Here is a 19,782-nt window from a genome sequence, read left to right on the forward strand (position 1 = left end):
CGGCAAGAGGGCGAGCATACCCCTGAGCTGGTGGTGAGTGTCAAGGACAAAGGCCCGTTTGGATATTTCTGGTTGAGAGGCCCGTAGCTGCTTTTTGTTGCAAGGTCAGGGCAGATCAGGCCGTGACGCAGTGCAGCGCAATACCACGGTTGGTGATAGCCGCACGCATGGGGGCGGGCAGGGCATCGTCGGTGACCAGCACGCTGATCTGGCCCGGTGCGCCAAGCTGGCTCGGGTGAATGGCGCCAAATTTGCTGCTGTCGGTGATCACCACATTGGTCATCCCCTTGGCCAGTACGCTGTTGACCACGTCGGCCCGCATCATGTCGCGACCGGTGAAACCCACCTCGGGGTGAAAACCGTCGACCCCGATAAAGGCCTTGGAGAAGTGCACCTGCTCGATACAGAGGCGCGTCAGCGGCCCCACCACGCTTTCGCTCTGATGCTGGAACAGCCCGCCAAGCAGCACTACCTGAGCCGGGGTGTCTTTGAGCAGATGGGCGATATAGCTGCTGATGGTGATGATGGTGACCCGTTTGTGCAGGGCCAGATGGCGCGCCAGCATGGCGTTGGCGCTGCCCCCTTCGATAAAGACCGTTTCGCCATCTTCCACCAGCTGGGCGGCCCGCTCGGCGAGGCGCTCCTTGAGCAGGTAATTGATGTTCATCCGGGCATCCGGGTCATCGGTCTCCAGCGCCATGGCCGAGCCGTGTACCCGTCTGAGCAGTCCCTGTTTCTCCAGTGCGGTGAGGTCGTTGCGCACCGTCACCTCCGACACGCCGGTGTGTTGGGCGAGCTCACTCACGCTCATCTTGCGAGCCTGATGGACCAGAGTGAGGATCAGTTGGTGGCGTGGGTTCATGGTGCGCTCGCATGCAAGGTGGTGGATAGCGGCAAGCCACCCGTGGGGTGGCTTGCCAATCATATGACGTCACAGGCGCCATGGGCGCGCCCCGTCAGAGACTGTGCTCGGTGCGGGCGATGATATCATCTTGCGCATCCGGGGATAAGGCGGTGAAGAAGGCCGAATAGCCCGCCACCCGTACCACCAGATCCCGGTACTGATCCGGATTGGCCTTGGCCGCCAGCAAGGTCTCCCGCGAGACGATGTTGTACTGCACGTGCCACCCCTTGTGCACCTCGAAGAAGGTGCGCAGCAGGCTCATCAGCTTGGTTTTGTCCCGCTCGTTCTCAAGGCTCGCCGGACTCAGCTTCTGGTTGAGCAGCACCCCGCCGAGGATCGCCGCCGTGGGCAGCTTGCCGATGGAGTTGAACACCGCCGTAGGGCCGAGACGATCCGAACCTGAAGAGGGGCTGGCCCCTTCCGCCAGCGGGGTGCGGGCATGGCGGCCATCCGGGGTGGCCATGGTGGCCGCACCGAACGGCACGTTGGCGGAGATGGAGGAGGTGCCCGCATAGTAGGTGCCACCGATGGGGCCACGCCCGAAGCGGGTGTTGTGCAGCCCCTTGAGCTCGTCGATGTAGCTCTGGTAAGCCTGTACCAGCAGCAGGTCAACCTCGTCCAGATCGTTGCCATATTTGGGGGCGGCGTTGGTGAGGCGCTGACGCAACTGCTCTCCTGCCAGCCCTGCAAAGTCCTGCTCCAGGGCGGCAGCCAGCTCGTGCTGATCCACCACGCCCTGCACGAACACCAGTTTCTTCAGGGCCGCCAGACTGTTGCCGAGGTTGGCGATCCCCACCTGCAGACCAGAGACCCAATCATAGACGGCGCCCCCCTCCTTGATGGTCTTGCCGCGCTCTATGCAGTCATCCACCAAAGTGCTGCAGAGGATGTCGTGGGCTTGGGCCTCCAGCACGCTGTCGACCACGCAGTCGATCTCGATGGATTTGCGGGTGAAGTAGCGCACCTGCTCATCCCAGCGGGCCATCACCTCGTCAAAGTTGCCAAAGCTCCCGTCTCGCAGCGATTGGGTTTGGGGCAGGAATACCTTGCCGGTGGTGGCATCGCGGCCGCCATCGAGGGATGCCAGCAGAATGCGGGCGAAGTTGATAAAGCTCATGCCGGTGCAACGATAGCCCCACTTGCCGGGCACGGCGGTCTCGATGCAGCCGATGGCGGCGTAGTGGTGGGCATCTTCCACGCTCACCCCGAGCTTGATGAACTCGGGGATCACCACCTCGTCGTTGTTGAAGGCGGGCATGCCAAAGCCGCAGCGGATCACCTGAATGCAGGCGTCGAGGAAATCCTCGCTCATCCCCGCGTGGTAGCGCACCGAGAGGTTGGGCTGGGTGGATTTCAGCTGGCCGCAGGACTCCAGAATCGCGTAGGAGAGGCCGTTGACCGCGTCATGGGCCGCGCCATCCCGCCAGTTCTGGCCACCGATGGTGACGTTTTGATAAAGCGGGCTGCCGGCGGAGGCCTTGGAGTGGGTGCCGGAGCGGATCTTGTTCACCTCCAGCAGTTTGAGCCAGCACCCTTGCAGCAGCTCGATGGCGCGCGTCCGAGGCAGGGATTCCGACAATTCTACCTCGCGGCGATACCAGGGGTAGAGGTACTGATCCATCCGGCCAAACGACACCGAGTGGCCGTTGGATTCGATCTGCAGGATGAGCTGGATAAAGTAGCAGAGTTGCAGCGCCTGCCAGAAGGTCTCGGGGGGCTGGTGGGCGATGTGGGCGCAGTTGAGTGCGATGGTTTCAAGCTCGCTTCGGCGCTCGGGGCGCGGCTCTTGCGCTGCCATGTCGCTGGCAAGGGCTGCGTAGCGCCCGATGTGATCGCTGACCGCCTCCAGGGTGATGGCGACGGCGTGCAGGAACTGCTCGCGCTGCAGATCGGCCCAGTCCGCCAGATCCAGCCGACTGCGCCGCTCGGCCACCTTGGCCTTGAAGCCATCGAGACCCAGCGTGAGCAGCTCCTCATAGTTGACCGCGAGGTGAGCATCCCCCGAGGTCATGTTGCCCTCGGCCTTGATGATGCCGCTCTCCAGCAGCGCTTTCTGCTCGTCGGTAAAGAGGCCGAAGCAGCGGTCCTGCACCGTCTGGCCGCGCCAGAAGGGGGTGAGGGCATGGATGACCTCCTTGTCAGTTTCGCTGACCACAAAACCGGCGCCGGGACGGTCGGCCAGCTCGTCGATCTCCTTCTCAATCCAGCTCACCGTGTATTCGGGAAACAGCGGCGCCGCCCGCACCTGACTGGCCTGATTGCCGACGATGAGCTCGTCGTGCTTGATCCAGATGGTGCGCTGCTTGAGGTGGTGGGCCAGCGCCAGGGCACGGCGCACCGGCAGCGGCCGGGCGAGGTGAGCCTGATAGGCCTCGGTGTAGTGGCGGGCCCGCTCGGTGCAGACTGGTGGCTGGACGATGTGGATCAGGCTCTCCTTGTGGGCACGGATCCGCGGGGGCAGGGTGGTGAGGTCGAGCTGGGTCATGATCTTATCCTCTGGTCACAGGGGTCAGCCCCTGACGTTGGGCGTATGCGTGGGCAAAGCGGAGTAAATCGGGATCGTCGAGCGGCGTGTCCGGTGCCTGATAGGGCAGATCCAGAAGGGCATATTTGCCCATCCCCAGCGTGTGGTAGGGGAGGAAGTGGATCTCCTGCACCGTGCCGAGGCTGGCGGCGGTGTCGGTGATGGCTTCGATCGATGCGCGGTCGGCATTGAAGCCGGGAATGAGCGGCACCCGGATCTGCATCGGCACGCCGTGTTCGGCGAGGCGTTTGAGGTTCGCGATGGGCAGCTCCACCTTGCCGCGGGTCCAGTGGAAGAAACGTTCTTTATCCACGTGTTTGAGATCCGCCAGCACCAGATCCAGTGAGGGGAGGCTTGGCTCAATCTGGTGCCAGGGCACATGCAGGCAGCTCTCGACCGCTGTGTGCAGCCCTTCTGCCTTGCAGCGGGCCAGCAGGGCAGCGGCAAAGCTGGGCTGCATAAAAGGCTCGCCACCGGAGAGGGTGACGCCACCGCCGCTGCGCTCGAAGAAGGGGCGATCCCGCAGTATGGTGTCTATCAGGGTGTCCAGGGTGTCATCCCGACCGCACACCTGCAGCGCTTCGCTGGGGCAGAGGCCGCGCAGCCGTTCCATATCGTCGGCCTTGAGGGCAGAACGGCTGAGCTGGATCCCCTCGCTGTCACGCAAGATTGCCGGACAAGCCTGGCTGCAGAGCTGGCATCCCTCGATGCACTGGCGCCGGTCGAGTAGTATGTCCGGCTTGGGAGAGCGGCTCTCCGGGTTTTGACACCACAGGCAAGCCAGCGAGCACCCCTTGAGAAACACCAGGGTGCGAATGCCGGGGCCATCGTGAGTTGAATATCGTTGCAGGTCGAAAATCATACCGCCTCCTTTTGTTTTTTCATTCTATTTGCTTTCATTCGAAAGTTGATTTGATTTCGATCAGGCAATTTGCAGATGTTTTATCGCTAGAATGGCGACATATTGAACATCCCGTTAAGGAGTTAGAGATGGAGCTGTATCTCGATACCGCCGATGTGGCGGCAGTGCGTCGCTGGTCACGGATCCTGCCGTTGGCCGGTGTCACCACCAATCCTTCCATTACTGCCGCCGGGGGCATGCCGCTTCGCGAGCTGCTGCCCGCCCTGCGCGACGTACTGGGCCCCAAGGCGCGCCTGTTTGCCCAGGTAATGGCCAAAACCGAAACCGAGATGGTGCGCGAGGCGTTCGCCCTGCGTGAGCTGGACCCGGATCTGGTGATCAAGATCCCGGTATGCGCAGAGGGATTGGCAGCGATCAAGAGCCTGACTGCCAACGGGGTACCGACCCTGGGGACGGCTGTCTATACCCCGCTGCAGGGCTGGCTGGCGGCGGTAGCGGGGGCGGAATATGTCGCGCCTTACGTCAACCGGCTGGATGCTCAGGGCGGCGATGGCATCGCCACCGTGCAGGAGCTGCAACAGCTGCTTGAGCTACACGCCCCGAACAGCAAGGTGCTGGCGGCGTCATTTCGCACTCCCCGTCAGGCGCTTGACTGCCTGCTGGCCGGTTGCCAGTCCATCACCTTGCCGCTCGATGTGGCGGAGCAGTTGCTGAACGTGCCTGCGGTGGATGCGGCGCTGGTGAAGTTTGATCAGGATTGGCAGCGCGCCTTCGGTCGCTGATTGCAGTGACAAGCGGATTGTTGTGATAAAGGGGGGAGGGTGAAGCGCAGGTTGTGGGGATTGACCGACTAGACTTGAAAGAGGGGGCCAGGTTCGCTGGCCGCCCTGCAGTTTACCGGAGGTATCCCATGAGCGACCATTTGCTACTCCCCCATGGTGAAGATTTGCGTCGTGCGGTGCTTTGGCTCAGCGAGCATCACTTGCACGATATCTCTGCCATTGAAGAGGCCAGCCTGCGTTTTGATCTCTCGCCACTGGATGAGGAGTTTCTGATCCAGCACTGGCTCGACAGCCAGCGCCAATCATGAATATCTGAGGTGAGGGATTAGAAGAAGTTGGCGAGTTTGATGCCAAACTCTTTGGGATCGACCGTATTTTCAATGCTCTCCTGCACACCCGATTTGGCCAGATCCAGCCACTGCACCTCGAGGTAGTGACGCTGGGTGGCGTGATAGATCACCTTGACCACCGGCTTGAGCGGTTGCTGTTCGTTGCGCTGCATCACGATGGCCAGGCGCTGGTTCGAGAGTTGCACCAGCGTTCCCACCGGATAGACCCCCATGCACTTGATGAACTTGGTCACCAGTTCGGCATCGAAGTGCTGATTGATCCCCTTGAGCAGGATGCGAAACGCCTGGGTCGGCTGCATGCCCGCTTTGTAGACCCGATCCGCGGTGATGGCATCATAGACATCGACGATGCCGCTCATCCGGGTATAGAGCGAGAGCTGATCGCCTTTGAGCCGTTGCGGGTAGCCGGTTCCATCGAGTCGCTCGTGGTGGTTGGCGGCCACTTCCAGCATGGTGGGGGTGATGCCCGGGGTGTTGCTTAAGATCTCGTAACTGTGCACTACATGCTGGCGCATGATGGTGAACTCCTCGTCAGTCAGCTTGCCCGGTTTGTTGAGCACCTCGTCCGGAGTCATGATCTTGCCCACGTCGTGCAGCAGGCCACCCAGGGTCAGCTCCTTTAACACGCTGCGTTCCAGTCCCAGATAGCGACCGAAGTTGGCGAGCAGAATGGCCACGTTCATGGAGTGCTCCATCAGGTAGGCATCCTTGGCGCGAATACGGGCCAGACAAAGCATCGCATCGCCGTGGCTGAACATGGTGTCTACCATCTCTTCGGCGACTTCCGCCAGCGGGGTGATGTCAATGGGTTCACCCGCCTTGAGCTGGCGAATGAACTTGCCTTGCAGCTCGCGGGCCTCTTGGTAAAGGCGGCGGATCTTCAGCTCTCGCCCTTCGCCGTTGGCACTGGCCCGGCGTCCCGCCTGAGCGCTGTTGGCATTGAGGTCGGGGGAGATAACGGCGTCACTCTCGGCGCTGCCCAGCTTGCTGCGGGCCAGATCGATGCGCACCGTGAGTACCCCCTGGCGTACCAGATTGGCAATTTGTGCCACGCTGGTCACCATGCCCATCTGGGCAATCTCCATCCCACCTGTCTGGCTGGCGATAGCAATGACATACATGCCGGGTTTCAGCTGGTTGACGGGAATGACGGGATAGGATGCTTGAGACTTCATGAGGGCTTCCTGACTTTTATTATTATGAGTATCGTTCGGATGGGTCACACCGGAGAAGTGTAACATTGGATGACCAGTTCGTCATAATTGGCAACCCCTTAACAGTGGCGTTGTCGCCCCCGCCCGATATAATGACGCCCCTTTACTTGTTGGACTCCGAGGTTGTGAATGCGGCTTGATAAATTTCTGTGCGATTGTTCCGATTTGACCCGCTCGCTGGCAGGCAAACTGATCCGTCAGGGTGAGGTCATGGTGGATGGCATTGTGGTCAAGCAGCCCGCCTTTCATATCAATGAGCAGAGCCAGATCGAGTTTGACGGCGTGCTGCTGACGCTGGAGCAGCGCAACCGCTATTTCATGCTGCACAAGCCGGAAGGTTACGTCTGCTCCAACGAGGATCCGGATCACCCGACCGTCTTCTTCCTGATGGATGAGCCGGCGATGGGCAAGCTGCACGTGGTGGGTCGCCTCGACCTCGATACCACGGGTCTGGTGCTGGTGACCGACGACGGCCAATGGTCCCACCGCATCACCTCGCCGCGCCACGAGTGTGCCAAGACCTATCACGTCTGGCTGGCCGATCCGGTGAGCCCGGATGCGATCGAGCTGTTCGCCGAAGGGGTCTACCTGCGCAACGAGACCGATAAAACCCGTCCTGCCCAGCTGGAAATTCTCGGTGAGTGCGAGGCCCGCCTGACCATCCACGAAGGCAAGTACCATCAGGTCAAGCGGATGTTTGCCTCCATCGGCAACAAGGTCGTTGGCTTGCATCGCGAGCGGGTGGGTGGCCTGACGCTGGATGAAGAGCTGGCACCCGGTGAATACCGCGAGCTGACCGCTGAGGAGATTGCCCTGTTCTGATCAGGGATGGTGCCGGGTGTCAGTGAGTGCTGAAACCCAGCACCAGCGCCGTGCCCAGGGTGGCAATCAGTGCCCCAGCCCAGGCGGCAACGGATGGCCGCTCCCCCGAGTGCCACCACAACAGCGGCAGCAGCAGTACCGGCGTGGTGGAGGAGAGAATGGCTACCATGCCCACCTCGCCCTGCCGCAGTGCCATCAGGATCAGCGTCATGCCCAGCCCCATCGCCAGAAAACCGTTGGTGGCAATCATGGCGAGGATCTGGCGATTGACCGGTTTGAGCGGCATCGCCAGTGGCAAGCGCCCCAGCCGCAGGACGCAGTGGGCCAGCAGGGCACTGCCCATCCGGATACCCGATGCACTCACCGCATCCACCTCACCACTCATCATCACCGGCTTGGCGATGATGGCTCCCACGCTTTGACACAGTGCCGCCGTCAGGCCAAGGCCAATTCCCAGCGCCAGATTGCCACGGATCTGCTCCCACTCGTTGCTGCTACTGCGTCTGCCAAACAGGATCGCCAGCATCACGCCGGCAAAGACCAGCATGGCCCCCAGCAGTCGCCAGCCCGTCAGCTGTTCATTAAAGAGCCACAGCCCAAGCAGGGCGGAAAACAGCGCATGGCAGGAAAAAAGCAGGGCACTGCGTCTTGGCCCCAGCCGGTTCATGCAGGCAAACAGCGCCGTGTCGCCGACGAAGATGCCGACCAGCCCCGAGATGGCGAGCAGGGGCAGGGCGCTTGCGGTGAGGGTTTGCCAGCCACCGGTGAGCAGACTCATGGTGCCGAGCATCAGGCTGACCAGAAACATGCGCCAGCGACTGTAGGCAAATGCGCCGAGATGACGGGCCGGTTTGACCGAAATTAGCGCTGCAACTGCCCATAAACTGGCCGATGCGAGGGCCAGCCACTCATAACCCATAAAAACTCCTGAAAAAATTAACCCGAAAGACTCCATCTCCCGGGCAAGCCCGATACAATACGGGGCGTTTTCGGGGATAACAAGAGCGGCATCAGGCATTCATCAGGCGCGCCGTCGGCCTTCCCCTCCTGCAGTGGTTTTATTCGAGGTTTTGTCATGAGGTATGGTTTCTTCCCCAAGCTGGCGCAACGCTGGCTCTCCCCGCTATTGCTTGCCGTGCTGGCAGGGCCCCTGGCCCATGCCACCACCGTTGAGCAGCAGCCTCTGCTTGCCGATCGGCAAACCCTGGTCAAGGGCAACGGTGCCGAGCCGGAGTCGCTGGATCCGGCACTGGTGCGATCCGGTTTTCCGGGGGAGGCGGTACTGGTCGATCTGTTTGAAGGGCTGGTCAGCGATGACGGGCAGGGGCATATCGTACCTGCTCAGGCACTGCGCTGGGAGGTGAGTGACGATGGGCTGGAGTGGCGTTTTTTCCTGCGTCCCCAACTGAAGTGGTCCAATGGCGAGCCGCTGGTGGCCGCTGATTTCGTCTATGCCTGGCGCCGTCTGCTCGATCCGGCCATCAATTCCCCTTCTGCCGGGTTGCTGCTGGCGACGGGGATCAACAATGCGCAATCCATCTATGCCGGCGCGCTGGAGCTCGACAATCTGGGCATTGAGGCGCAAAGCGACCAGATCCTGAAAATCACCCTGGAGCGGCCTACCCCCTATTTTTTGCAGCTCATCAGTCAGCGCCCCTTTGTGCCCGTCAATCAGAAAGCGATAGCCCAGTTTGGCAAGCAGTGGACCGAGCCCGGCAAGCTGGTGAGCAATGGTGCGTACCGGCTGACAAACTGGACGCCGAACGAGCGGATCGAAGCCGAGCGCAATATCCACTACTGGGACGACCTGCACACCCGTATCGGGCGGGTCACCTACCTGCCGATCACCTCGCAACATGCGGAGCGGCTGCGTTATGAGGCCGGTGAAATCCAGCTGACCAACAAGGTCTCCCCCGGCTATTACCAGAAGATGAAGCGCGAATCCCCGGAGCGGCTGTGGGGCTTGCCGCTGTTTGGTACCTATCTCTATGCGTTCAATCTGAAGCGCCCGGAACTTCAGGATGTGCGGGTGCGTCAGGCGCTCTCCATGGCGGTTGATCGACAGCAGCTCATTGGTGCTGTGAGCGGGCAGGATGAACAGGCTGCATGGTCGCTGTTGCCGGAGATGCCGTGTTATCCCCGGGTGGTATTGCCTGTGGCGCTCGAGGATATGCCGACTCGGCAGGCCAAAGCGGCAGCCCTGCTGTCAGCGGCCGGGTATAACAGTGCGAATCCACTCAAGCTGAGCATTACCTACAACACTGCCGACACCCACAAGCAGATGGCGATGGCCATTGCCGCCATGTGGCAGAAGCTGGGGGTGCAGGTCTCCCTCAACAGTCTGGAGTGGGGGGCCTATCAGGTGGCCAAGGATAGCGGTGATTTTCAGGTGGCCAGAAGCTTCCTGTTTGGCGATTACGTCGAGCCGTCAGCCATGCTGGGCAGCTTCCGTTGTCAGGATCTGCGCAACGAGAGCGGCTACTGCAATCCCGATTTTGATCTGCTGCTGGAGCAGGCGGCCAACACGCTGGACAGTGCGAGCCGGGGTGAACTGTACCGCCATGCCGAACAGTTGCTGCTCGAAGAGGCGCCGATCATCCCCGTATATCATTACAATCAGATGAGACTGGTCGATCCCGCGCTGCGAGGGCTGCCCAGCCAGAATTTGAAAGGGACGATTGCCACCAAGGATCTCTATTTCAGCCCGCAGTGAGGAGCATTTCATGAAACTTGCCATCATTTCCGACATCCACGGCAGCATCATTGCGCTGGAGCGGGTGCTGACCCAACTTGAGCCCTGGCAGCCGGATCACTATCTGCTGCTCGGCGATCTGCTCAACCATGGCCCGCGCAATCCTCTGCCGGAGGGGTATAACCCGGCTGCCGTGGCCGATCGGCTCAACGAGCTGGCACCGCAGATCATCGCGGTGCGGGGCAATTGCGATTCCGAAGTGGATCAGATGCTGTTGCGCTTTCCCATTACCGCCCCCTACAACCAGCTGCTGGTCGATGAGCGGCGCTGGTTTGTCAGCCACGGTCATCTTTACCGTCCGGACGAGGTACAGCTCCCGGCGGGCAGTCTGTTCCTGAGTGGCCACACTCATGTGCCGGTGCTGGAGTGGCAGGGGGAGCGGGTATTGATGAACCCGGGATCGATCTGTTTCCCGCGCGGCGAGCTGCCTGCCAGTTACGGGTGCTATGAAGACGGGGTGCTACGCGTCAATGCGTGTGAGGATGGGCGAGAGTTGCTGAGACTGGTGTTTTAAAACGGACAGCAAAAATGCAAGGCCTGATAAGAGATGTCAGGCCTTGATACCGTAGGAGCGGGTGCCAGAGCGAGTGTTGCCCTTGGCGTCATAGGTCAGGCTGTTGCGATCTCGCAACTGACTCAGAAAGGTTGCCAGACGACGGTTGGAGACCATGCTCAATTCAAGCAAACGACCGTTGATATCATTTTGTGCCTGGCAGGCATCCAGTTTTGCACGAAGTTGCGCTATCACGTCGGGATATGCTGCCAGCTGCAGTGCCAGTTCCGGCATCTCTGCCAGCGTCTTGTCCAGGGTTTCTATCGCAGCAAGCAACTGCTGTTTGCGCTCGGTCAGTGCAGGCAGGGCCAGTGCCTGATGCTGCTCGAGCAAGCTGAACTCCTCTTCCAGAATGCCTTGCATCTGGCTGAGGTAATCATCTTGGGTGTGCAGTAACGAAGGTAAGTCCATCATCCCAGAACTTTGTCCAGATTGGCCTCGAAACTGAACATCTTCTTGGCAACAGCTTCGCTGTTGACCTGATATTCGCCACTGGCAACGGCTTTTTTCAGTCGTTCGACCTTGCTCTCGTTGCCGGTCGAGGCGGTATTGAGGTTTTGTTGCATTTTTTGCAATTGTTGCGCCTCACTGGTCAAGGAGACGGAGTCCAGCTTGACAGTAGCCGCTTTGTTTTCGGGCGATGAGGTGACTGACTTGCTGCCTGTCCCCTGGCTATTAGCGGTATTTTGCAACCGATTGTTCGCCAAGTTGTTGATATTGTTGATGGCCATTTTAGTTACCTTCGTCTGCTTTAAGGTTTGCTTACCTGTTTATCGGTGCGGCAGGTCAAAACTTTAGAAAAAAGTTGTCAAGGATCCGGATTTAAAACGTGACCGATACGGCACCCACTGCACTGACTTTACCCTCAACGGTTTTGCCGGAGCGAATATTGACGAGTTTGATGATCTCTCCGAAGCTGCCATCTTGCAAGGCTCGGGCCATGGTTTTGATCTGGAAGTTGCTGTTTTCTGCCGTCAGAGTGACCTGATCCCCTTTACACACTACACAAACCTGGCTCAAACGGATGGGCTGCCCCGGTTTTAGCTCCCGCTTGCTGCGCACCCCGATAAGAGGGGCTGTGTCAGTCAGGTAGTCGCCGCGGATCAGGGTTTGATCCTGATAGGCCAGGACCAGCTGGCTTTCACTCAGCAGATCCCCCTTGGCAATGGGGTTGGCCACCGTGACATAGGGCTTTTGAATGCTGACCCGCACCGGGAGATAGACGTCCCAAGGTTTGTCTTCCTCACATTTAAGGTAAACTGTTGTATTGCGGCGAATTTCCATTTTTGCTGGTAAGCTGATAGTGAGCAGATCTTCGCAGCGGGTCAGTGGGAGCCGTTCATCCAGCGTGGCAGGGGTGACCTCAGCTCTGGCATCCAACGGAACATCCAGCTGGCTGTAAACGAACTCTTGTGCCCTTTCTTGCAGATAAGTAGTGACGTCCGAGGCGTAGCTGGAAGATATGCTGCCAAAAAAGAGGCTGATGAGTAAAAGTCGGTTAATCATTTTCGCTCGTTGGTCGATAAGTTGTTCACGCATATCACCATATTTAACTATGATTGCTTCAGAATCTGTTCGTTGTCACATCGATAGTCTGACGCAATCCATCACGCATGCATGATTAATGCCAAGCGTTTTTAGGGAGTGTTTATGGCCAGTATTCTGGACTCGGTCAACCAGCGTACCCAGCTCGTGGGACAAAACCGGCTGGAGTTGTTGTTGTTTCGTCTCAACGGACGTCAAAGATTTGGCATCAACGTATTCAAAGTGCGTGAAGTGTTGCAGTGCCCCCCCTTGACCGTGATGCCCAAACTGAACTCCTGCATTCGCGGGGTCGCCCATATTCGTGGCCAGACGATTTCGGTCATCGATCTCAGCATGGCGGTTGGCAAGCGTCCGATTGAAGATTTGAGCAAGTGCTTCATTATTATCTCCGAGTACAACCGCTCCATTCAGGGTTTTCTGGTGCATTCGGTCGAGCGCATCATCAATATGAACTGGGAGTCGATCCTGCCACCGCCCAAAGGCGCGGGTCGCATCAACTACATGACTGCGGTCACTGAGGTGGATGGCGAGTTGGTAGAGATCCTCGATGTTGAACGCATTCTCAACGAGATCTCCCCGGTATCTACTGAAGTGAGCAAAGAGCTGGTGGAGTCTAGCATCGACCACCCGACCCTGGGACGTCCTGTGCTGGTTGCCGATGACTCTTCTGTTGCGCGCAAACAGGTGCAGCGTGCGCTCGAAGCCATCGGGGTCGAGTGCGTGCTGGCAAAAGATGGTCGTGAAGCACTGAATATGCTGCTGGAAATGGCCAAAAATGGCCCCATCAAGGATCAGATTGCGCTGGTGATTTCGGATATCGAAATGCCGGAAATGGATGGTTACACCTTCACTGCAGAAATCCGGAATAATCCCAATCTCAAGGATTTGCATGTTATTCTGCATACCTCCCTCAGTGGGGTATTCAACCAGGCCATGGTGCAGAAAGTGGGGGCCAACAATTTCATCGCCAAGTTCCAACCGGATGAATTGGCCAAGGCCGTACAAAACGCACTCTAATAAAGAAGAACAGCTGCATGAAGACACTTTCGGACGACTTATACAAACAGTTCAGCAACTTTCTGGCGGTTCAGAGCGGGATCGTGCTGGGTGATAACAAACAGTATCTGGTGAAGAGCCGTCTTTCACCGTTGATGGCTCAGTTTGGCATCGAGAGTCTGTCTGATCTGGTTACCCGTGCAATGAGTGTGCGAGAGCGTGACCTGAAAATGGCCGTGGTGGATGCCATGACAACCAACGAGACCCTCTGGTTTCGTGATACCTATCCGTTTCAACTGCTTACCGACAAGATTTTCCCTGAATTGGGGAAAAGCGGCCGCCCCATCAAGATCTGGTCTGCCGCATCGTCGTCAGGGCAAGAGCCCTACTCCATTGCCATGACGGCGCTGGAACAACAGATGAAAAAGCCGGGCACCTTGCCTGGTGGCGTGCAAATTGTCGGAACGGATATCTCGACGACCATGCTCAACCAGTGCAAGGAAGGCATTTATGACAGTCTTGCACTGGCTCGCGGGTTGTCACCCGAGCGCAAGAAGATGTTTTTTGAGCCTTACGGCGACAACAAGATGCGGGTAGTGGAGCGAGTCAGAAAATTGACCACCTTCCGGCCGATCAATTTGCTGGAGAGCTACAGCCTGCTCGGCAAGTTTGACATCATTTTTTGCCGTAACGTGCTCATCTATTTTGCGCCGGAAGTGAAGTCGAAGATCCTCAACCAGTTTGCTGCCAGCCTCAATCCTGGTGGATATCTGATGTTGGGGGCGTCGGAATCACTGGCCGGATTGACCGACCGGTTCGAGATGATCCGCTGTAATCCGGGGATAGTCTACAAGGTCAAATAGGCCTGATAGCCTTGATATTCTGGGTTCTTGCCAGTTCATGTAAAGAGGGAAGCGATTAGCTTCCCTCTTTCTTTCTCTACAGCTCAATGCCTCTATTTACCTGCCATTTCCAACCACTGCCAAGATGGTTAACAACCTGTGGTAGCCAGACGTTACCTGGCTGCGGGAGCGAGATACTCCCGTGGTTTCTGGTCTTCAATGTGCTCATCCCCAGATCATCGAGTTCAGTGATTCGCTTATGGCACACCTCTTGCAAACAAAATATACCAAGCAGGAGGTGTGCTATGGCTCTTTCATTTGACAAGGCATTCGGTGTTCATCAACACACGATAAGCGTTCGCGCCAAGCGGGCTGAAGTGCTGTCCAGCAATATTGCCAACGCGGATACCCCGGGCTTCAAAGCCAGAGATATCAACTTCGCACAGGCGTTGCAGGAGGCCCAGTCGCATCAGGGTTTTGGTCTGGCCACGACCAGCGAAAAGCATTTTGCCTTGAATATGGACGCTCCGGGTACCGTGCAATATCGCAACCCGCTGCAACCGGATACCGGTGACGGCAATACGGTCGATGTGCAGCAGGAGCGCAGCGAGTTTCTGCGCAATAGCCTCGAGTATCAAACCTCCCTTGAATTTATGAATAGCAAGATCAGTGGCCTGCTGAAGGCCCTGAAAGGAGAGCAGTGATGAGTTTGTTCAAGGTCTTCGACATAGCAGGCTCGGCTATGAGCGCACAGTCCGTGCGGCTCAACACGGTTGCCAGCAATATGGCCAACGCGGACAGCGTCAGCTCCAGTGTGGAAAATACTTACCACGCCAGGCGGCCAGTCTTTGCCGCCCAGCTCGATCAGGCGATGTCTGACAAGCAGGGCTCGGTCGGGGTTGAGGTGAAGGGCATTGTCGAGAGCAAGGCGCCACTGCTTAAAGAGTACAACCCCAACCACCCGATGGCGGACAAAGACGGCTTCATCTTCAAGCCGAACGTCAACATGGTTGAAGAGATGGCCGACATGATCAACGCCTCGCGCAGTTACCAGACCAATGTCCAAGTTGCCGATTCGGCCAAGAAGATGCTGCAGCAGACGCTCCAGCTTGGCAAGTCCTGATAGGAGGGATGCAGCATGGTCGATACAACCAACAATGTGAACGGTATCAGCCGTACCACGACCCAGACGACTGGCACCACTACGACACCGAAGAAAGAGCTGGATCAGGCTTCATTTATGAAACTGCTGACCATGCAGCTGTCATATCAGGATCCCTTCAAGCCGGTCGACAATGCCCAGATGCTTTCCCAGATGGCCTCCATGTCTACGTCGGAGGGGATCAGTAGTCTGTCTACCCAGATGGGCAAGCTTAATGACCAGATGATATCCAGCCAGGCTCTGCAAGCATCCTCCTTGGTTGGTCAAAATGTATTGCTGAACAGCAATATGAGTTATTTAGACAAGGAGGGGGGATTTTCCGGTGTAGTAGCTGTTGGCACTACCAATAAATACGCGAATATCAAAGTTACCATCGAAGATGAAAAGGGCCAAGTTATCAAAGAGTTTCCTCTGGAAGGAGACCAAAAAGGTAACGTTGAAGTGGCTTGGGATGGTACAGACAAGGCTGGTAAACGGGTTGCCGCAGGAAAATATGTCATTAAAGCCAGCGGCACTCTCGATGGCAAGTCTGAAAGTATTGGTGCATATGCCTATGCAAAGGTGGACAGTGTTGCCTTGGGTAATGCTGCTAATCCTACTCGCCTCAATTTGAGAGGCCTTGGTAGCGCGTTTTTGCAAGATATTCTGCAGATTTCAGGAAGCAATTCAAATCCGACGGTTACACCGTCAAAAACCACGTCGACAGCATCGATCTAAGGAGCTGGATATGTCATTTAACAATGCCTTGAGCGGTGTCAACGCGGCACAAAAAGACTTGAACGTCACCGCCAACAACATTGCCAACGTTAACACCATGGGCTTTAAAGAGTCCCGTGCCGAGTTTGCGGATGTCTACGCCAACTCCATCTTTGTCAATGCCAAGACCCAGGTCGGTAACGGTGTGGCAACCGGCGCGGTTGCCCAGCAGTTCCATCAGGGGGCGCTGCAATTCACCAATAACGCACTGGATCTGGCGATTCAGGGCAATGGCTTCTTTGTGACCTCTGACGGTCTGACCAACCTGGATCGCACCTACACCCGTGCCGGTGCCTTCAAGCTCAATGAAAACAGCTATATGGTCAACAATCAGGGTCATTATCTGCAAGGGTATGAAATTAACGTAGATGGTACGCCCAAAGCGGTCAGTATCAATGCGACCAAGCCGATCCAGATCCCTGACAAAGCTGGTGAGCCTATTCAAACCAGTAAGATAGAAGCCAGTTTTAATCTGCCATCCAAAGCTGATCCGTTGCCATCCGGTTTTGGTGGTGGTCCGGCTTCAACGTTTGATCCCAAGGACTCCAAAACTTACTCGTCATCAACATCGGTTGTGGTGTATGACTCGCTCGGGGAACCTCATACCATCACCCAGTACTTCGTTAAAGAAGCAGACCCACTTAACCCAGGTAAACCGACTACGCCAACATCCTGGCGTATGTATCTCTATCAGGGAGATACTAGCATCGATATCGTTGGTGGTGCAGCTCCGACAATGGCGGCGCCCCCCCCGGCTGCACAGGCTCCATTGGGAGCACAGATTACGTTTGGTGCTGATGGCAAGATGATTACCCCGACGGTACCTGCGGCCATCAAGACGGAGCAGTTGGGGGCCGGTGGTGCTGGTATTATTACCAACGGCGCTGATGGTACCCAGCAAGTGGAGATTGAGCTTGGAACTGTGACCCAGTATGCCTCACCGTTTGAAGTCAACAAGTTGTCACAGGATGGTTCCACCGTCGGCCGTTTGACCAAGGTCGAGATCACGCCAGATGGTATTGTGTCTGCAACTTACAGCAACGCCACCACCATCAAGGTAGCGATGGTCGCCATGGCCAAGTTTGCCAACTCGCAAGGATTGACTCAGGTTGGTGATACCTCTTGGCGACAATCCCTGCTCTCTGGCGATGCTTTGCCGGGGACACCCAACTCGGGCACGTTTGGCACCATCAAGTCATCGGCGCTGGAGCAGTCCAACGTGGATTTGACGTCCGAACTGGTTGATCTGATCACTGCCCAGCGTAACTTCCAGGCCAACTCCCGTTCGCTGGAGGTCAACAGTTCGCTGCAGCAGACTATCCTGCAGATCCGTTAATTACACAATGCATGAAGATGAGAGGGGGCCTGGCCCCCTCTCTGTTTCTGTCGCCTCCTCGCGCTTCTTACTCCCCGCTATCTTTGCTATTGGCACTCTAATTGCATTTCTCCTGTCAGAGTCATCTGTTTGACGGAGAATTCCATGGATCACCTGCTTTATATCGCCATGTCCGGGGCCAAAGAGACCATGAACAGCCTGGCTGTTCGGGGCAATAACCTCGCCAATGCCAATACCACCGGTTTCAAGTCCGATTTCGAGCAAGCCAGGAGCATGCAGGCGTTCGGTGAGGGCTTGCCAAGCCGGGTGTTTGCCATGGCTGAGCGTCCGGGTCAGAACCTGCAGCATGGCATGCTGATGACCACCGGACGGGATCTGGACGTGGCGGTGGATGGTCCGGGCTGGATTGCCGTGCAGGATCCCAAGGGCGGTGAAGCCTATACCCGCATGGGGAATTTACAGGTCAATGCGACCGGCAACTTGCAAACCTCGACCGGCCTGAATGTGGTGGACGACGGTGGTCAGCCTATCGTGCTGCCTATGCCGATGGAGAAACTCGAGATCAATCGGGATGGCACCATTAGCGGTCGACCGGAAGGGGCTGCCGCCAACTTGCCGGAAGATTTCCAGCGGATCAAGCTGGTCAACCCGGCCGCCGATGCGGTGGAGAAGGGACAAGATGGTCTGTTTCGCCGCAAGGATGGCCAGAATGAAGCCGCCTCGGCCAATGTCGGCCTGATTGCCGGCTCCCTTGAGGGGAGCAACGTCAATGTGGTGGATGAGATGACCAACCTGATCCGGCTGCAACGTCAGTTCGAAACCCAGGTCAAAATAATGAAGACGGCCGAAGATAATGATGAAGCTCAAACCCAACTGCTGCGAATCAGCTAATCAAGGAGTTACCTATGAATCCCGCACTCTGGATCAGCAAGACCGGGTTGGATGCACAGCAGACCAATATTTCGGTCACCTCGAACAACCTGGCGAACGCCAGCACCGTGGGCTTCAAAAAGTCACGGGCCATCTTTGAAGATCTGCTTTATCAAAACATCAACCAGCCAGGTGGCCGCTCCTCTGCCGATACCGAGCTCCCCTCCGGCTTGATGCTGGGTGCGGGGGCCAAGGTGGTCGCGACCCAGAAAAACCACAGCCAGGGCAACGTGCAAACCACCGACAACTCGCTGGATTTGATGATCAGTGGCCGTGGTTACTTTGAAATTCAGCTGCCGGATGGCAGTGCGGCCTATACCCGTAACGGTCAGTTCACCCTCAACGATGAAGGGACCATAGTGACGCCGGGTAATGGCTATCCGCTGCAACCGGAAATCCAGATCCCGGAAAACGCCCAGAGCGTTACGGTGGGTGAAGATGGTCAGGTCTCGGTGCAGCTCAAGGGCGATGGCGCGTCTCAGGTGGTCGGTCAGATCAACATCTCCGACTTCGTCAACGCCAGCGGCTTGCAGCCGATGGGGGAGAACATGTTCGTCGAGACCCAGTCCAGCGGTGCTGCCGCGCAGGGAACTGCCGGTGCCGATGGACTGGGGGTGATCAAGCAGGGGATGCTGGAGACCTCCAACGTTAACGTGACCGAAGAGTTGGTGAACCTCATTCAGGCTCAACGGGTCTACGAGATGAACTCCAAGGTGCTCTCCGCCGTGGACGGCATGATGTCCTTCCTGATCCAGCGTACCTAATTAGGAGGCGCATGATGAAAGCCGTATGGATGCTGGGATTGCTGGTGCTGGGAGGGTGTAGCAGCACCCCCAATACACCCAAGCCTGATGATCCCGAGTTTTCCCCCGTTTACGGGGAGTCGGAGCCGGTGTCGGTGCGGCCGACAGGGGCGATTTTCCAACCGGATCAGGTCAATGGCATCTATTCGGATATCAAGGCGCACAAGGTGGGTGACATCATCACCATCGAGTTGGCGGAATCGACCTCTGCCTCGAAAAAAGCCAATACCCAGAGTGGCAAGGATAACAAGTTCAATCTGGACCCGGTCAAGTTGGGTGGCGTGCCCGTGACCGCCAGCCCCTATGATCTCTCGGCCTCCATTGCTCAAGACAGCGCGTTCAAGGGCCAGGCCAAGGCGGATCAGAGCAACAGCCTGCAGGGTAATATTTCGGTCAGCGTGGCCAAGGTGCTGCCCAACGGCAATCTGGTGGTGCGCGGCGAGAAGTGGATCATGCTCAACAATGGCAATGAATATATCCGGATCACCGGCCTTATTCGCCCAGAGGATGTGACGTCTGACAACAGCGTCTCGTCCCAGAAGGTGGCCAATGCCCGCATTTACTACGGTGGTACCGGCGATCTGGCCAATAGCCAGGAGCAAGGGTGGCTGACCAGCTTTTTCAATGGCCCCTGGTGGCCGCTCTAGGA

The 19,782-nt window shown here is 57.6% G+C and carries 22 protein-coding genes; 14 read left to right on the forward strand and 8 right to left on the reverse strand.

Going from position 1 to position 19,782, the window contains the following annotated elements; all coding sequences use genetic code 11:
* Positions 1-115: 115 nt before the first annotated feature.
* The 3 genes from I6G90_RS02195 to I6G90_RS02205 all read right to left on the reverse strand — a co-directional run bounded on the left by I6G90_RS02195 (position 116) and on the right by I6G90_RS02205 (position 4,290).
* A complete protein-coding gene (locus I6G90_RS02195) occupies positions 116-862 on the reverse strand; it encodes a DeoR/GlpR family DNA-binding transcription regulator (RefSeq protein WP_197929561.1) in 747 nt (248 codons plus the stop codon).
* Positions 863-956: 94 nt separating this feature from the next.
* Entirely contained in the window at positions 957-3,389 is a 2,433-nt protein-coding gene (locus I6G90_RS02200) for a formate C-acetyltransferase/glycerol dehydratase family glycyl radical enzyme (protein WP_197929563.1), read from the reverse strand.
* 4 nt (positions 3,390-3,393) lie between these two features.
* On the reverse strand, positions 3,394-4,290 hold the full coding sequence (locus I6G90_RS02205; protein ID WP_182939308.1) for a glycyl-radical enzyme activating protein: 897 nt from the start codon (positions 4,288-4,290) through the stop codon (positions 3,394-3,396).
* 128 nt (positions 4,291-4,418) lie between these two features.
* On the opposite strand from I6G90_RS02205, the gene fsa reads away from it, so the two are divergent.
* Together fsa and I6G90_RS02215 are read left to right on the forward strand one after the other, a co-directional pair.
* Entirely contained in the window at positions 4,419-5,072 is a 654-nt protein-coding gene (gene fsa / locus I6G90_RS02210) for a fructose-6-phosphate aldolase (RefSeq protein ID WP_042057440.1), read from the forward strand.
* A gap of 128 nt (positions 5,073-5,200) precedes the next feature.
* Positions 5,201-5,380 (forward strand): hypothetical protein, encoded by a 180-nt coding sequence (locus I6G90_RS02215; RefSeq protein WP_042657126.1) that lies wholly within the window; start codon positions 5,201-5,203, stop codon positions 5,378-5,380.
* A 17-nt stretch (positions 5,381-5,397) separates the two neighbouring features.
* Here I6G90_RS02215 and I6G90_RS02220 read toward each other — a convergent pair whose 3' ends face one another.
* Positions 5,398-6,597 carry an HD-GYP domain-containing protein gene (locus I6G90_RS02220; RefSeq protein ID WP_197929565.1) on the reverse strand — a complete coding sequence of 400 codons (1,200 nt, stop codon included), beginning with the start codon at positions 6,595-6,597 and terminating at the stop codon, positions 5,398-5,400.
* Positions 6,598-6,765: 168 nt separating this feature from the next.
* Between I6G90_RS02220 and rsuA the strand changes: the two genes are divergently transcribed.
* Complete coding sequence (rsuA, locus tag I6G90_RS02225) at positions 6,766-7,458, forward strand: 16S rRNA pseudouridine(516) synthase RsuA (RefSeq protein ID WP_005359501.1); 693 nt, start codon at positions 6,766-6,768, stop codon at positions 7,456-7,458.
* A 19-nt stretch (positions 7,459-7,477) separates the two neighbouring features.
* Here the strand turns inward: rsuA and I6G90_RS02230 are convergent, their stop codons facing one another.
* Complete coding sequence (locus I6G90_RS02230) at positions 7,478-8,377, reverse strand: DMT family transporter (protein WP_042057436.1); 900 nt, start codon at positions 8,375-8,377, stop codon at positions 7,478-7,480.
* Between the two features lie 156 nt (positions 8,378-8,533).
* Here I6G90_RS02230 and I6G90_RS02235 point away from each other — a divergent pair, with 156 nt between their 5' ends.
* Positions 8,534-10,171 (forward strand): peptide ABC transporter substrate-binding protein, encoded by a 1,638-nt coding sequence (locus I6G90_RS02235; RefSeq protein ID WP_197929566.1) that lies wholly within the window; start codon positions 8,534-8,536, stop codon positions 10,169-10,171.
* A gap of 10 nt (positions 10,172-10,181) precedes the next feature.
* Positions 10,182-10,724 carry a phosphodiesterase gene (gene yfcE, locus I6G90_RS02240; RefSeq protein ID WP_058053721.1) on the forward strand — a complete coding sequence of 181 codons (543 nt, stop codon included), beginning with the start codon at positions 10,182-10,184 and terminating at the stop codon, positions 10,722-10,724.
* 36 nt (positions 10,725-10,760) lie between these two features.
* On the opposite strand, the gene I6G90_RS02245 is transcribed toward yfcE, so the two are convergent.
* The 3 genes from I6G90_RS02245 to flgA form a co-directional block, all read right to left on the reverse strand.
* On the reverse strand, positions 10,761-11,177 hold the full coding sequence (locus I6G90_RS02245; RefSeq protein ID WP_042057429.1) for a flagella synthesis protein FlgN: 417 nt from the start codon (positions 11,175-11,177) through the stop codon (positions 10,761-10,763).
* Positions 11,174-11,494: a flagellar biosynthesis anti-sigma factor FlgM gene (flgM, locus tag I6G90_RS02250; protein ID WP_005350652.1), complete on the reverse strand. Its 321-nt coding sequence runs from the start codon at positions 11,492-11,494 to the stop codon at positions 11,174-11,176. The genes I6G90_RS02245 and flgM overlap by 4 nt, the downstream gene beginning before the upstream one ends.
* Before the next feature lie 91 nt (positions 11,495-11,585).
* Complete coding sequence (gene flgA, locus I6G90_RS02255; protein ID WP_139709299.1) at positions 11,586-12,269, reverse strand: flagellar basal body P-ring formation chaperone FlgA; 684 nt, start codon at positions 12,267-12,269, stop codon at positions 11,586-11,588.
* 144 nt (positions 12,270-12,413) lie between these two features.
* On the opposite strand from flgA, the gene I6G90_RS02260 reads away from it, so the two are divergent.
* From I6G90_RS02260 to flgH, 9 genes are all read left to right on the forward strand, one after another.
* On the forward strand, positions 12,414-13,325 hold the full coding sequence (locus I6G90_RS02260; protein WP_197929567.1) for a chemotaxis protein CheV: 912 nt from the start codon (positions 12,414-12,416) through the stop codon (positions 13,323-13,325).
* Between the two features lie 17 nt (positions 13,326-13,342).
* A complete protein-coding gene (locus tag I6G90_RS02265) occupies positions 13,343-14,167 on the forward strand; it encodes a CheR family methyltransferase (RefSeq protein WP_042657132.1) in 825 nt (274 codons plus the stop codon).
* Between the two features lie 284 nt (positions 14,168-14,451).
* Complete coding sequence (gene flgB, locus I6G90_RS02270) at positions 14,452-14,850, forward strand: flagellar basal body rod protein FlgB (protein ID WP_005334169.1); 399 nt, start codon at positions 14,452-14,454, stop codon at positions 14,848-14,850.
* A complete protein-coding gene (gene flgC / locus I6G90_RS02275) occupies positions 14,850-15,269 on the forward strand; it encodes a flagellar basal body rod protein FlgC (RefSeq protein ID WP_005350658.1) in 420 nt (139 codons plus the stop codon). The genes flgB and flgC overlap by 1 nt, the downstream gene beginning before the upstream one ends.
* A gap of 15 nt (positions 15,270-15,284) precedes the next feature.
* The gene (locus I6G90_RS02280; RefSeq protein WP_139407607.1) at positions 15,285-16,025 is read left to right on the forward strand and encodes a flagellar hook assembly protein FlgD; all 741 of its coding nucleotides are present in this window, start codon (positions 15,285-15,287) and stop codon (positions 16,023-16,025) included.
* A 10-nt stretch (positions 16,026-16,035) separates the two neighbouring features.
* Complete coding sequence (flgE, locus tag I6G90_RS02285; protein ID WP_058053725.1) at positions 16,036-17,400, forward strand: flagellar hook protein FlgE; 1,365 nt, start codon at positions 16,036-16,038, stop codon at positions 17,398-17,400.
* Positions 17,401-17,544: 144 nt separating this feature from the next.
* The gene (gene flgF / locus I6G90_RS02290; RefSeq protein WP_197929568.1) at positions 17,545-18,291 is read left to right on the forward strand and encodes a flagellar basal-body rod protein FlgF; all 747 of its coding nucleotides are present in this window, start codon (positions 17,545-17,547) and stop codon (positions 18,289-18,291) included.
* A gap of 14 nt (positions 18,292-18,305) precedes the next feature.
* On the forward strand, positions 18,306-19,094 hold the full coding sequence (gene flgG / locus I6G90_RS02295) for a flagellar basal-body rod protein FlgG (protein ID WP_005334158.1): 789 nt from the start codon (positions 18,306-18,308) through the stop codon (positions 19,092-19,094).
* Positions 19,095-19,108: 14 nt separating this feature from the next.
* A complete protein-coding gene (gene flgH, locus I6G90_RS02300; RefSeq protein ID WP_042057417.1) occupies positions 19,109-19,780 on the forward strand; it encodes a flagellar basal body L-ring protein FlgH in 672 nt (223 codons plus the stop codon).
* Positions 19,781-19,782: the final 2 nt, after the last annotated feature.

Origin of the sequence: Aeromonas allosaccharophila (genome assembly GCF_016026615.1) — a bacterium.
Lineage (GTDB): Bacteria > Pseudomonadota > Gammaproteobacteria > Enterobacterales > Aeromonadaceae > Aeromonas > Aeromonas allosaccharophila.

Coding starts and splice junctions, on each gene's coding strand:
- I6G90_RS02195 (WP_197929561.1), bottom strand. CDS start 862: ATGAACCCACGCCACCAACTGATCCTCACTCTGGTCCATCAGGCTCGC.
- I6G90_RS02200 (WP_197929563.1), bottom strand. CDS start 3,389: ATGACCCAGCTCGACCTCACCACCCTGCCCCCGCGGATCCGTGCCCAC.
- I6G90_RS02205 (WP_182939308.1), bottom strand. CDS start 4,290: ATGATTTTCGACCTGCAACGATATTCAACTCACGATGGCCCCGGCATT.
- fsa (WP_042057440.1), top strand. CDS start 4,419: ATGGAGCTGTATCTCGATACCGCCGATGTGGCGGCAGTGCGTCGCTGG.
- I6G90_RS02215 (WP_042657126.1), top strand. CDS start 5,201: ATGAGCGACCATTTGCTACTCCCCCATGGTGAAGATTTGCGTCGTGCG.
- I6G90_RS02220 (WP_197929565.1), bottom strand. CDS start 6,597: ATGAAGTCTCAAGCATCCTATCCCGTCATTCCCGTCAACCAGCTGAAA.
- rsuA (WP_005359501.1), top strand. CDS start 6,766: ATGCGGCTTGATAAATTTCTGTGCGATTGTTCCGATTTGACCCGCTCG.
- I6G90_RS02230 (WP_042057436.1), bottom strand. CDS start 8,377: ATGGGTTATGAGTGGCTGGCCCTCGCATCGGCCAGTTTATGGGCAGTT.
- I6G90_RS02235 (WP_197929566.1), top strand. CDS start 8,534: ATGAGGTATGGTTTCTTCCCCAAGCTGGCGCAACGCTGGCTCTCCCCG.
- yfcE (WP_058053721.1), top strand. CDS start 10,182: ATGAAACTTGCCATCATTTCCGACATCCACGGCAGCATCATTGCGCTG.
- I6G90_RS02245 (WP_042057429.1), bottom strand. CDS start 11,177: ATGATGGACTTACCTTCGTTACTGCACACCCAAGATGATTACCTCAGC.
- flgM (WP_005350652.1), bottom strand. CDS start 11,494: ATGGCCATCAACAATATCAACAACTTGGCGAACAATCGGTTGCAAAAT.
- flgA (WP_139709299.1), bottom strand. CDS start 12,269: ATGATTAACCGACTTTTACTCATCAGCCTCTTTTTTGGCAGCATATCT.
- I6G90_RS02260 (WP_197929567.1), top strand. CDS start 12,414: ATGGCCAGTATTCTGGACTCGGTCAACCAGCGTACCCAGCTCGTGGGA.
- I6G90_RS02265 (WP_042657132.1), top strand. CDS start 13,343: ATGAAGACACTTTCGGACGACTTATACAAACAGTTCAGCAACTTTCTG.
- flgB (WP_005334169.1), top strand. CDS start 14,452: ATGGCTCTTTCATTTGACAAGGCATTCGGTGTTCATCAACACACGATA.
- flgC (WP_005350658.1), top strand. CDS start 14,850: ATGAGTTTGTTCAAGGTCTTCGACATAGCAGGCTCGGCTATGAGCGCA.
- I6G90_RS02280 (WP_139407607.1), top strand. CDS start 15,285: ATGGTCGATACAACCAACAATGTGAACGGTATCAGCCGTACCACGACC.
- flgE (WP_058053725.1), top strand. CDS start 16,036: ATGTCATTTAACAATGCCTTGAGCGGTGTCAACGCGGCACAAAAAGAC.
- flgF (WP_197929568.1), top strand. CDS start 17,545: ATGGATCACCTGCTTTATATCGCCATGTCCGGGGCCAAAGAGACCATG.
- flgG (WP_005334158.1), top strand. CDS start 18,306: ATGAATCCCGCACTCTGGATCAGCAAGACCGGGTTGGATGCACAGCAG.
- flgH (WP_042057417.1), top strand. CDS start 19,109: ATGAAAGCCGTATGGATGCTGGGATTGCTGGTGCTGGGAGGGTGTAGC.